At 69.7% G+C, this 11901-nt stretch carries 11 protein-coding genes and 2 pseudogenes; 1 reads left to right on the top strand and 12 read right to left on the bottom strand.

Annotation, left to right across the window (positions count from 1 at the left end):
• Positions 1-97: 97 nt before the first annotated feature.
• Positions 98-1339 (bottom strand): aminotransferase class I/II-fold pyridoxal phosphate-dependent enzyme, encoded by a 1242-nt coding sequence (locus HUT10_RS40075; protein ID WP_176175945.1) that lies wholly within the window; start codon positions 1337-1339, stop codon positions 98-100.
• Positions 1340-1402: 63 nt separating this feature from the next.
• Here HUT10_RS40075 and HUT10_RS40070 point away from each other — a divergent pair, with 63 nt between their 5' ends.
• Positions 1403-1882 (top strand): hypothetical protein, encoded by a 480-nt coding sequence (locus HUT10_RS40070; RefSeq protein ID WP_176175944.1) that lies wholly within the window; start codon positions 1403-1405, stop codon positions 1880-1882.
• 12 nt (positions 1883-1894) lie between these two features.
• Here HUT10_RS40070 and HUT10_RS40065 read toward each other — a convergent pair whose 3' ends face one another.
• The 11 genes and pseudogenes from HUT10_RS40065 to HUT10_RS40015 all read right to left on the bottom strand — a co-directional run bounded on the left by HUT10_RS40065 (position 1895) and on the right by HUT10_RS40015 (position 11888).
• Complete coding sequence (locus tag HUT10_RS40065; protein ID WP_176175943.1) at positions 1895-2272, bottom strand: hypothetical protein; 378 nt, start codon at positions 2270-2272, stop codon at positions 1895-1897.
• A gap of 63 nt (positions 2273-2335) precedes the next feature.
• A complete protein-coding gene (locus HUT10_RS40060; RefSeq protein WP_176175942.1) occupies positions 2336-2818 on the bottom strand; it encodes a hypothetical protein in 483 nt (160 codons plus the stop codon).
• Positions 2815-3303, bottom strand: coding sequence for a hypothetical protein (locus HUT10_RS40055; protein ID WP_176175941.1), 489 nt, complete (start codon positions 3301-3303; stop codon positions 2815-2817). The genes HUT10_RS40060 and HUT10_RS40055 overlap by 4 nt, the downstream gene beginning before the upstream one ends.
• A pseudogene (locus HUT10_RS40050) lies at positions 3300-4531 on the bottom strand (MCE family protein). The gene HUT10_RS40055 and the pseudogene HUT10_RS40050 overlap by 4 nt, the downstream one beginning before the upstream one ends.
• On the bottom strand, positions 4528-5691 hold the full coding sequence (locus HUT10_RS40045; RefSeq protein ID WP_176175940.1) for an MCE family protein: 1164 nt from the start codon (positions 5689-5691) through the stop codon (positions 4528-4530). Before HUT10_RS40045 ends, HUT10_RS40050 begins: the two are co-directional and overlap by 4 nt.
• Positions 5688-6881 carry an MCE family protein gene (locus tag HUT10_RS40040; protein WP_176175939.1) on the bottom strand — a complete coding sequence of 398 codons (1194 nt, stop codon included), beginning with the start codon at positions 6879-6881 and terminating at the stop codon, positions 5688-5690. Before HUT10_RS40040 ends, HUT10_RS40045 begins: the two co-directional genes overlap by 4 nt.
• A complete protein-coding gene (locus HUT10_RS40035; protein WP_176175938.1) occupies positions 6878-7909 on the bottom strand; it encodes an MCE family protein in 1032 nt (343 codons plus the stop codon). The genes HUT10_RS40040 and HUT10_RS40035 overlap by 4 nt, the downstream gene beginning before the upstream one ends.
• Positions 7906-8942, bottom strand: a pseudogene (locus HUT10_RS40030) (MCE family protein). The gene HUT10_RS40035 and the pseudogene HUT10_RS40030 overlap by 4 nt, the downstream one beginning before the upstream one ends.
• Positions 8939-10261, bottom strand: coding sequence for an MCE family protein (locus HUT10_RS40025; RefSeq protein ID WP_176175937.1), 1323 nt, complete (start codon positions 10259-10261; stop codon positions 8939-8941). Before HUT10_RS40025 ends, HUT10_RS40030 begins: the two are co-directional and overlap by 4 nt.
• A complete protein-coding gene (locus HUT10_RS40020) occupies positions 10258-11100 on the bottom strand; it encodes an ABC transporter permease (protein ID WP_176175936.1) in 843 nt (280 codons plus the stop codon). Before HUT10_RS40020 ends, HUT10_RS40025 begins: the two co-directional genes overlap by 4 nt.
• Positions 11100-11888 carry an ABC transporter permease gene (locus tag HUT10_RS40015; RefSeq protein ID WP_176175935.1) on the bottom strand — a complete coding sequence of 263 codons (789 nt, stop codon included), beginning with the start codon at positions 11886-11888 and terminating at the stop codon, positions 11100-11102. Before HUT10_RS40015 ends, HUT10_RS40020 begins: the two co-directional genes overlap by 1 nt.
• Positions 11889-11901: the final 13 nt, after the last annotated feature.

Below are 11901 nucleotides of genomic sequence, written 5' to 3'. Positions count from 1 at the left end.
ACGAGTTCGTCCACCTCACCCACCGGTCATACGTACCTGGGCGTCCCCCGGCTCGGTCAAAACGGGAAAAATTTTGATCGACTTGCGTTTCCCCAGGTCAGCTGCGCTGCGCGACGGCGAGCCGGACGCACACGGCGAGCGCGCGGACGGCCTCTTCGACCTCTTCCAGCTTCGGGAAGGTCGGCGCGATCCGGATGACGGCGTCCTCCGGGTCGTTCCCGTGCGGGTGGGTCGCGCCGGCGGGGGTCAGCGCGACCCCGGCCTCCTTCGCCAGCCGCACGACCTCCTTCGCGGTGCCCTGCGGGACGGTCAGCGTGATGAAGTACCCGCCGGTCGGCTTGGTCCAGGACGCCAGGTCGGCCAGCTCCTCGGAGAGGATGCGGTCGACGGCCGCGAACTTCGGGCCGATGATCTCGGCGTGCTTGCGCATGTGGGCGCGCACGCCGTCTTCGTCCTTCAGGAAGTGCGCGTGGCGCAGCTGGTTGACCTTGTCCGGGCCGATGGTGCGCTTGCCGATGTTGCCGGTCCACCAGGCGAGGTTGGCCTCGGACGCACCGAAGAACCCGACGCCGGCGCCGGCGAGGGTGATCTTCGAGGTGGAGCCGAAGACGAAGACGCGGTCGGCGTTGCCCGCCTCGGCGGCCAGGGCGAGGACGTCGGCCAGTTCCGGCTCGGCGTCGGTGAGGTGGTGCACGGCGTAGGCGTTGTCCCAGAAGATCCGGAAGTCGGGCGCCGCGGTGCGCATGGTCGCGAGCCGCTTGACGACGTCGTCACTGAAGGTGACGCCGGTGGGGTTGCTGTACTTGGGGACGCACCAGATGCCCTTGACGGCCGGGTCTTCGGCGACCAGCGTCTCGACGACGTCCATGTCCGGGCCCTCGTCGGTCATCGCGACTCCGACGAGCTCGATGCCGAAGCGCTCGGTGAGCGCGAAGTGGCGGTCGTAGCCCGGGACGGGGGCGAGGAACTTCACCTGCGGCTCGTCGGCCCAGCGGCGCTCGGCACCGGGCAGCTTGCTCAGCAGTGCCTGGACGACGGCGTCGTGCATCAGCTCGAGGCTCGAGTTCCCGGCGGCGAGCAGCTGCCCGGCGGGCACCTGCAGCGCGGGGGCGAAGATGCGGCGCAGCTCGGGCAGGCCGTTGAGGCCGCCGTAGTTGCGGACGTCGGTGCCGTCCTCGGCCTTGAAGGTGCCGTCGCCCGGGAGGGAGAGCAGCGCGTTCGAAAGGTCGAGCTGCTCGGGGGACGGCTTGCCGCGGGTGATGTCCAGGGAGAGGCCTCGGCCGACCAGGGCCGCGTAGTCGCTGCGGGCCGTGTCGACGTCGACGGAAGCAGTGGTCATGGCCTCAACGCTAAACCCGCCGTCGATACCATTTCGGGGCGGGTCCTGGCTAGGGTGCTCGGTGTGCATCTCGTCGTCCACGCCGACCAGCGCCAGTTCACCGTCCGGGATTCTTCCACCCGGTTGACGGGCAGCGGGTGGACTGCTTCCGCGGTCGAGCTTCACCGGATCGGGGCAGAACCGGGCGGTATCGCGATCGCGACGGCCCGGTCGGACGTCGTCGAGTCGTCGGTGACGCTGCTGCCATCCCCGCCCGCTGTCGCGGCCGATGCCGAGCACGTGGTGGAAGCGGATCTTCCGGTTCCGAGCGGGCGGTTGGTGATTTCCGGGCCGGCGGACTACCCGTCGCAGGAGAAGTACTTTTCGGTGCTCCCGGGGTTGTACCGGGCCCGGGTTTCGTACGTGCCGGCCGGTCCGCCCGCGGTGACGTGGAACGAGCACGAGTTCGGGGAGCACTACCGGTACGTGGTGGAGCTGTGGCCGGTGGAGTCACGGTCCGATGTGGAGGTTGTCCGCCAGGGCGCGGCTGTGTGGGACGGCTGACCGCGGCCGAGGTCACGCGGTGGCGGCCGGTGGCGACGCGTCCGTGGGCCGGCGAACCACCAGGGCACCGACGAATACCAGCGCACTTGCGCCGAGCAGGCCGAAGCCCCAGCTGCGACGAGTCGACAGCGCCCTGTCGCAGGCGGCCGCATACCCAGTGGAAGTATCTTCCGTGGCGAGGTAGCCGAGGCCGTTGTCGGCGAGCATGGCATTGGTGAGCTCGTGAACGTTCGAATCGTGCGCGGCTTGGCTCATGTCGGTCTTGAAGCCGGTCCCGCAAGCGACGGCCTGCCCGCCCGCAGCGGTGGCTTTGACGTTGACGAGCAGCAGGATCAGGGCGCCGACGGCAACCGCCAGCGAGGCCGAAGCCACGAACGTACGAGGTTTCATCACGCACTCCGGTTCGATCGGTCTCCGCAGGCAAGAACGCTTCGAACGCCGACTCCGTTACGGCTAAAGCGCCGTCAGCGTGGCCAGTTTCCAGCGGCCGTCCACCCGCTTCGCCGTCACCGCCAGCTGGGCCACCGACGACGTCGGCGCTCCTCCGCCCTGCGCCACCGTCTGCTGGTCCAAGAACAGCAGCAACTCCGCCGAATCCCCCCGCAACGAGCGGACCCCGATCGCCCGGACCGTCGTCGTGCGGGTCAGCTTCTCCGACTGCGCCCGCGTGCGAGCCGAAGCGAACTGCGTCTGGTACTGCCGCACCGCCTCGCCCGTCAAGACCTCCGCGGCCGCTCGCTCGGTGCGGGGCAGGTTCGCGTAGTCGTACGAAAACACTGCCTTCACCGCGTCACTCACCGAAGACGAAACCTCGGCCGTGGCCGAAGAATCCACCAAGGCCTGATTGTCCCCAGGGGACAGTGAAGCCGCCTCGATGCCGAACCAGGCCGTGCAGCCCAGGGCCAGTGCCAGCACGACGACCAGCAGCCGGTTCATGAGCCTGCCGCCTGGACCCCGGAGATCTTCCAGCCGTCCGGGGAGCGGGACACGTCCACCGTCAGGCGGTTGAGGCGGGCCGAAGGGGGCGCGCCGCCCGTTGACACGCGGACGTCCAGCACCGCCAGCAAACGCGCCGACCCGCGGGCCGGATCGACCTCCGTCACCGCCGCCTGGACCAGGGAGGCCGAGGACACCGTCCGAGACGCAGCAGCGCGGTCGATCTGCAGCTGACGGTCGCCCGAAAGGTCCTTGAAGTACTGCCCCGTCGTCGCCGCGATCCAGCGGTCCACGTCCGCCGCCGCCGTGCGGTAGTCGATCGTGTTCAACGTGACCAGGTACGGCCCCGCCGCGGCGAGCACCGCGTCGCGCTCGCGGCCGCGGGCGTACGACTCGTCCGCGGCCGCGCGCCACCATGACCAGCCCGCGAACGCCGCGGCCAGGACCGACAAGAACGCGAAGACCGCCAGGAGGCGCAGCTTCACGGCGCACCCAGCAACCGGCCGAGCCCGCCCGACGACGGCCCCGTGAGCAAGCTCAGCATGCCCGGCAACTGAGCCTGCGAAGGCGCGGAAACAGTCTGCGAAGGCGCCGCCGGGATCGCGGGCGGCTTCCCCGCGTAGGGCGCGTTCTGCGCCCCGCGCACCCCGGTCGGGCTCCCGGGCGGCTCGGCGCAGTAGGCGTTCATGTTGACCGGCGCTTCCGACTCGTCGTTCGCCGGACGCTGCTTCGTCCCTTCGTACCCCTTCGTGCACGAAGCCGGGTCGAAGAAGTTGAACACCACGCCCAGATGACCCGTGCCGTCCGGGGACGTCGACGGCGAGAACGCCGAGATGATCGGGTACGCGACCAGCAGCTCCTCGATCGAGTCCTTCCGGGACGTCGTGATCTGCGCGGTGGTCAGCAGGTTGGCGAACAGCACGCCCAGGTCGGTGCCCGACGCGGCCAGCACGTCGGAGATCTGCCGGCTCAGCTGCGGCGCCTGCGCGATCACCCGCCGCAGGTCCGGATCGGACTTCTTGAGCTGGCCGGCGATCGTGCGAAGACCGGCAGCGAAGTCCGTGATGTTCGCCGCCTGCCGCTCCTGGGTGCCGAGCATGATCCGCGAGTTCGCCAGCAGTCCCTGCGTCTGCGGCACGTACTGCGCGGCCACGGCCGTCAGCGAGCCCGTGCTGTCCAGCAGCTGCTGCAGTTCCGGGCCCGCCCCGCGAAGGCGTTGTACGTCTCGTCGACGACCGTCCGCAGCGACTCCGGGTGCACGCTCGCCACCAGGTCGTCGAGGTGGGTGAGCACGGTGTCCGGCGACGGCGGAAGCGACGTCTTGTCCGCCGTGATCACCGAGCCGTCCTTCAGGAACGGACCGCCGTTGTGCAACGGCAGCAGGTCGACGAACTGCTCCCCCACCGCCGATCGGTTCGCCACCTGCGCGTGCGCGTCGGCCGGGATGTCCGGCGCGCCCGCGTCGATGTCGAGGGCGACGTCGACGCCGTGCTCGGTGAGCGTCATCGACGTCACCCGGCCGACCGTGACGCCGCGGTAGGCGACTTCGGAGTTGACGAAGATGCCGCCGGAGTCGGTCAGCTGCGCGGTGACGACGTACCCGCGGTTGCCGAACAACCGGTCCAGCCCGGCGTACCGGCCGCCGGCGTACACCACCGACACCACGGCGATGACGACGAACGCGAACAGCTGGATCCGGATCTTGCGGGTCACCGGCCGCCCCCGATCAGGCCGAGCAGCCCGCCCAGCAGGCCCGGGCCTGCCGCCGGGGGCACCGACCCCAGGTCGGGCAGGGGCAACGGCGGCGCCACCGGAGTCTGCTGGCCACCGGTTCCGGACGGCAGCGCGATCGGCGGCTGCGACGAGTTCGTGAAGTTCGAGATCAGCACGTCCAGGTCGAGGTTCACGTTCGCCTCGACGTTCGCGTAGTCGCCCTTGATCACATTGCCCGCGTAATCCGGGAACGGGTAGGTGAGCAGGATCTGCAGCGCGTTCGGCAGGTTCTGGCCCGCCTCGCCGAGCTTCGTCAACGTCGGCTGCAGGGCGCGGAGGTTCGCCACGAGCTGGTCCCGGCTCTTCGTCACCGTGTCCACCGCGACCCCGGACAGCGCATTGAGCGCGTTCAGCATGCCCACGAGCTGGTCACGCTGGTCCGTGACCACCTTCAGGCCCGGCGCGAGGTTGTCCAGCGCGTTCGTCAGGTTCTGCGTCTGCCCGGTCAACGTCTTCGAAAGCTTGGCCAGGCCGTCGATCGCACGCAGGATCTCGGTCTTGTGGCCGTCGAGCTGGGTGGCCAGTTCGTCCACTCTGGACAGCAGGGCGCGGATCTCCGGCTCGTTGCCCGACAGGGCGTCGTTGAGCTCGTGGCTGATCTTCTGGATCTGCTCGACGCCGCCGCCGTTGAGCAGCAGCGAGAGGGCGCCGAGCACCTCCTCGACCTCGGGGTTGCGGTTGGTCCGCCCGAGCGGGATCTGCCCGCCGTCGGCCAGGCGGCCGGAAGCGGGTTCGGCCGTCGGCACGCTCAGCTCGACGAACTTCTCGCCCAGCAGCGAAGACTGCTTGAGCTCGGCACGCGCGTTCGCGGGCAGCGCGATGTCGCCGTTGACGGTCATCGCCACCAGCGCCGAGCGCGTGTCCGGGGTCAGCGTGATCTTGTCGACCCGACCGACGGCGACGTCGTCGACCTTGACGCTCGACTGCGGCACCAGGTCCAGCACGTCGGTGAACAGCGCCGTGACGTGGTACGGGTGGTCGCCGACGTCGGCACCGCCCGGCAGCGGCGTGCCGTAGAGGCCGTTGAACCCGCCGTCGCTGCAGCCCGCGAGCACGAGCACCCCGGCCAGCGCACCGGCGATCCGCTTGCGCCCCTTCACTTCGCACCGCCGGACAGCTGTTCCATCACGTCGACCAACGGGAGCGGCAACGGCGGGAGCGTCCCGTTCTGCAGGGAGTTGAGCACCTGCGGGATCGTCGGCAGCTTCAGCGCGCCGTCCAGGACCGGCGCCAGCTGCTTGCAGATGTTCCCGAGGGTGTCGGGGACTTCCTTGGGGGTGAACGAGCTGATCAGCCGGCACACGGTGAGGATCGGCGGGTTGGTCAGCTCGTTGAGGTTGTCGCGGACGGCGATGGTGCCCGACGCCGCGTCGTAGGAGTTGATGAAGTTCGTGGCGCCGGTCGGCGCGATGTCGAGCACCTCGGCGAGTGCGGCGCGCTGGTCGACCAGCACCTTCGACAGCGACGCCAGCTTGTCCACATTGGACTCCAGCGCCGTCTTGTTGTCGTTGACGAACTGCTGGACGTCCCCGAGCGCCCCGCCCAGGGACTGCAGGGCGGCCCCGACGTCGTTCGAGTCGGCGGCGAGGAACCGGCTGACGTCGGCGACGCGGCCGTAGAACTCGTTGAGCTGCTGGTCGCTCTGGGCCAGCGCACCGGTGAACGAGTTCAGGTTCTGCACGGTCGAGAACAGGTCGTCCTTCGAGCCGTCGAGGGTCTTCGCGAGCTGCGCCAGCTGCCCGACCGTCGAATTCAGCGAAGTGCCGTTGCCCTTCAACGTGTTCGCCGCGGTGTCGAGGACACCGGACAACGCGCCGCCGGAGTTCGCGCCGTTCGGGCCCAGCGCCGTCGAGAGCTTGTCGAGGCTGGAGTACAGGTCGTCCAGTTCGACCGGCGTGGCCGTGCGCCCACGCGGCAGGACCGTGCCCGAAGCGAGCACCGGGCCGTTGTCGTAAGCCGGGGTCAGCTGGACGTACCGGTCGCTGACCAGGCTCGGCGCGACGACGACGGCACCGACGTCGGCCGGCAGCGGGGCACCGTCGACCTCCATGTCCACCCGGACCGCGTCCCCTTCCGGCGTGACGTCGGTGACCTGGCCGACCGGCACGCCGAGCACCCGCACCGACGAGCCCGCGTACAGCCCGACGGTCTTGCCGAAGTACGCGGACAGCTTGACGCCGTTCGACGACCGGAACACCAGGTACAGGCCCGCGGTGACGATCAGCGCGAGGACGCACGCGAACGCCAGCCAGGTCACCAGGCTGCGGCCGCGGGCGGTGTGGATGGTCATCGGCGGCCCACCCCCTGGTTCGGCGCCGCGATCGGCGGGGTGCAGCCTTCGGGGTTGATGTGCAGCCCGCCCACGGTGATCGTCGGCGGCAGCAGCCCGCACAGGTAGCCCTCGAACCAGCGGCCGTTGCCGGTGGCGTTCGCGCCGACGCGGGCGAACGGCGCCATCAGCTGCAGGCTCTTGTCGAGGTTGCCCTGGTTGCGCTGCAGGATGTCGGTCACCTTCCCGAGCTTGTCCAGCGTCGGCTTGAGCTGGTCCCGGTTGTCACGGACGAGCCCGGTCAGCTGCTGCGAGAGCTGCTGGGTGCCGGTGAGCAGGGCGTTGATCGCGGTCTTGCGGTTCTGCAGCTCGGTGAGCAGCAGGTTGCCGTCGCTGATCACGCGCTGGAGCTGCGCGTTGCGGTCGGACAGGGTCTTCGACACCTGGCTCGTGTTGGCCAGCAGCGTGTGCAGGTCGGCGTCACGGGACGACACAGTCTTGGCCAGCGACGACAGCCCGCTCAGCGTGTCCTTCAGGTACTGCGGGCTGCCGGAGAGGCTGTCAGAGAGGGCGTTGAAGCTGTCGGCCAGCTGTTTCGTGTCGATGTCGCCGACCGTCGTGGACAGCTGGTCGAAGGCGTCCTGCAGCTGGAACGGCGTGCGCGTGCGGGCCTGCGGGATCGTCTGGTCCGGCTCCTGCGCGCCGTCGCCCTTCGGGTCGAGCGCGAGGTACTTCTCCCCCAGCAGCGTCTTGATCTCGATGGACGCCGTCGTCGCGTCGCCGACCCGGATGCCCTTGACCCGGAAGCGGACCAGGACCTGCTTGCCCGCCAGCTTCACCGACGACACCGTGCCGACCTTGACGCCGGCCACCTCGACCTCGTTGTCCGGCGCCAGCCCGGCGGACTCGCCGAAGTAGGCCGAGTACGTCGTGCCGTTGCCGAAGAACGGGAGCTGGTCGGAGAAGTACGTCGTGGCCGTGACGAGCACGATCAGCACGAGCGCGACCGTGCCCACCGCGGCCTGGTTGCGTTCCTTCAGCGGCTTCACGGACCACACCTCTCCGCGCGCTGCGTGCCGGGGATCGGGATGATCGGCAGGGTGATGTCGAGCGAGGAAATGCCGATGGTGCCGGTGATCCCGCACAGGTAGTAGTTGAACCAGCTGCCGTAGCTCAGCGTCCGGGTGAACTTCTGCAGGTTGCCCGGCAGCACCTCGAGCAAGTGGTTGAGCAGCACGCCCGAGTCGCCGAGGTTCTGCGACAGCACCCCGAGCTGCGCCACGTCGTCCTTGAGCGCCGGGCGCGCGTCGGCCAGCAGCCCGGTGGTCGACACGGCGAGGTCGCCGAGCGCGCTGACCGCGTCGCCGATCGGCTTGCGCTGCTCGGCCAGGCCGCTCACCAGCTTCTGGGTCTGCTCGACGAGGTCACCGAGCTGGGCGCCGTGGGCGTTGACCGTGCCGAGCACGGTGTTCAGATTGGCGATGACCTGGCCGATCACCTGGTCCTTGCTCGCGATCGCGCTGGTCAGCGACGCGGTGTGCTGCAGCAGGCTGGTGATCGTGCCGCCCTCGCCCTGGAAGACGCTGATGATCTCGGCCGAGAGCTGGTTGACGTCCTTCGGGCTCAGCGCCTTGAACAGCGGCTTGAACCCGTTGAACAGCACGGTGAGGTTCAACGCCGGTTTCGTGCGCTCGGGCGGGATCGTGCCGCCTTCGGGCAACGCGCGATCGCCCGGGACGTCGGTGCCGAGCGCGAGGTAGCGCTGGCCGACCAGGTTGCGGTACTTGATCGTCGCGGTCACCGTCTCCGGCAGCCGGTAGGCGTGCTCGACGTCGAACCGCACCCGCGCCAGGGTCCGCTCCCCTCTTCCACCTCGATCGCGTCGACCTGGCCGACCTTGACCCCGGCGATGCGGACGTCGTCGCCTTCCTTGAGCCCGGACGCGTCGGTGAACTTCGCCAGGTAGCCGGACGTCTCGCCGAAGTTCGTGTTGGCGATGGTGGCCGCGAGGATCCCGGTGAGCAGCACGGTGACGACCGCGAAGATCCCCAGCTTGATCAGCGACGGGACGAAACTCCTCACTTCAGCTCCACCTCCGCCCCGCGGTAGAGCGGTCCGACGAGCAGGCCGGCCCAGCCCGGCACGTTCCCCGGCGAGGCGCCGAGGGCGGGCGAGGCCAGCAGGTCGATCAGGTCGTTCTCGTAGGCCGACCCGACGATCGTGCCGTCGCCGCCGACGGCGCCGCCGCCGGCCGGCAGCGTCTCGGGCGGGTATTTCGGCGGCGGGGGCTTGCTGGAGCCGTCCTTGATGGCGCCGTCCGGCGGGTACTGCGGCCACACGCCCGGCTTCGGGACGCTCGGGTAGCAGCGCGGGCCACGCTTGTCCTCGTACTTCGGCTCGTCAACGCCGGGGAGGTACTTGCCGCGGCTGGCCGCGAACTCGATGGTGACCCGGCTGACCTCGGGGTGCGCGGTGCCCTTGCCGAACGCCAGCTCGGCGCGCGGCACGGACTCCGCGAGCTGCCGCAGCAGGCACGGGTACTCGGGCGCGTACTTCGCGAGGACGTCCAGCGTCGGCTGGACCGCCGTGGTGAGCCGGATCAGGTTGTCCTTGTTGACCTGCAGGAAGTTCGTCAGGTCCACCGAAGCCGCGGTGACGGTCGCGAAGAGGTCGCTCAGCTGCGCGCGCTGGTCGACGATCGTCCGGCTGGTCGTGGTCAGGTCGGACAGGGCCTGCAGCAGGTCGGGCGCGGCCTTGTCGTAGGTGTTCGCCACGTTCGCCAGGCCGGTGATGTCGGCCTTGACGTCCGGCAGCGACGGGTTGAGCTTGCCGAGGTAGTCGCTCAGCTGCACGAGGGTCTGGCCGAGCTGCTTGCCGCGGCCGTCGAGCGCGGTCGCCACCGCGGTCAGCGTGCTCGACAGCTTCTCGGGCTGGACGGCCTGCAGCAGCGGCATCACGTCGTCGAGGACCTTCTGCAGCTCGATCGCGGCGCTGCTGCGGTCCTGCGGGATGACGTCACCCGCTTCGATCGGGCGTTCTCCGTTCTCCGGCAGCTGCAGGGCGACGTACCGCTCGCCGAAGAGCGTCTTCGGCAGCAAGCGCGCGGAGACGTTTCGAGGGATGACGTGGGTCTTGTCCGGGTCCAGCGCGAGTTCGAGCTCGGCGTGGTCGCCCTTCGCCAGCACCGAGCGGACCTCGCCGACGAGCATGCCGCGGACCTTGACGTCGCCGCCGGTGCGCAGCTGGCTGCCGACGCGGTCGGTCTCCAGCTTCACGAGCGTCACCGGGGTGAACGCCTTGTGGTAGACGGCGAGCGTGAACGCGATGAACAGGGCGGCGACGAGCAGGAAGGCGAGCCCCAGCACCTGGTACCGGAGCCGCTGCCAGAGCTCGCGCCTCATCCCGAGATCCTCACCGTGGTGTTCGCGCCCCAGATCGCCAGCGACAGGAAGAAGTCCAGCACCGAGATCAGCACGATCGACGTCCGCACCGCCCGGCCGACCGCGACGCCGACACCCGCCGGCCCGCCACTGGCGTTGAAGCCGTAGTAGCAGTGGGACAGGATGACGAGCACGCTGAACACGATCACCTTCCCGAACGACCAGAGGACGTCCCCGGGTGGCAGGAAGAGCGTGAAGTAGTGGTCGTAGGTGCCCGCGGACTGGCCGTAGAGCCAGATGGTGATCTGCCGGGACGCGAGGTAGCTCGAGAGCAGGCCGACCGCGTACAGCGGGATCACCGCGGCGACGCCGGCGAGCACCCGGGTCGTCACCAGGTACGGCATGCTCGGCACGCCCATGACTTCCAGTGCGTCGATCTCCTCGGAGATCCGCATCGCGCCGAGCTGGGCGGTGAAGCCGCAGCCGACGGTGGCGGACAGCGCGAGCCCGGCCGAGAGCGGCGCGACCTCGCGGGTGTTGAAGTAGGCGGAGATGAAGCCGGTCAGGGCGGCCGTGCCGAGCTGGTTGAGCGCGGAGTAGCCCTGCAGGCCGACGATCAGGCCGGTGAACAGGGTCATCCCGATCATCACGCCGAGCGTGCCGCCGATGACCGCGAGCCCGCCGGTGCCGAAGCAGACCTCGGTGAGCAGCCGCAGGGTCTCGCGGCTGTAGCGGCGGATCGTCCGCGGCGACCAGGCGAGCGCCTTCGCCGCGAACGCGAGCTGCTTGCCGAGGCCTTCCAGGCTCTGGCCGGGACGCGCGATGTACTCGAGCGTCCGGTCGGTGTCGACGGCCGTCATCACATCGCCTTCGGCGGGACGATCCGCAGGTAGATCGCGGTGAGCACGACGTTGATCAGGAACAGCAGCAGGAACGTGATGACGACGGCCTGGTTGACCGCGTCGCCGACGCCCTTCGGGCCGCCCGCCGGGTTCAAGCCGCGGAAGGCGGCGACGACCCCGGCGACGAAGCCGTACAGCAGCGCCTTGATCTCGCTGATCCACAGGTCCGGCACCTGCGCGAGGGCGTTGAAGCTGGCCAGGTACGCACCGGGCGTACCGCCCTGCAGGACGACGTTGAAGAAGTAGCCGCCGAGCACGCCGACCACGCTGACCAAGCCGTTCAGCAGCACCGAAACGACCATCGCGGCGAGCACCCGCGGCACGATCAGCCGCTGGATCGGGTTGACGCCGAGGACCTCCATGGCGTCGATCTCTTCGCGGATCTTGCGGGCGCCGATGTCCGCGCAGACCGCGCTGCCGCCCGCGCCCGCGACGAGCAGCGCGGTGATCAGCGGGCTGGCCTGCTGCACGATGGCCAGCGCGCTGGCCGCGCCGGTGAACGACTGAGCGCCGATCTGCGCGGTGAGCGAGCCGAGCTGCAGCGCGATCACCGCGCCGAACGGGATGGCGACCAGTGCCGTCGGGAGGATCGTGACGCTGGCGAAGAACCAGCACTGCTGGATCCACTCGCGGGCCTGGAAGGGGCGCTTGAAGATCGCGCGCAGGACTTCCCACGACAGCGTCGCCAGGCGGCCGACCTGGGTCAGGGCCGCGGTTCCCGGGAGCGTGCCGGTGCTCTCGCTCACTACGCCTCCCAGT

This window comes from Amycolatopsis sp. Hca4, from assembly GCF_013364075.1.
Taxonomy (GTDB): Bacteria; Actinomycetota; Actinomycetes; order Mycobacteriales; family Pseudonocardiaceae; genus Amycolatopsis.
This window is presented reverse-complemented; position numbering and strand designations above follow the sequence as displayed.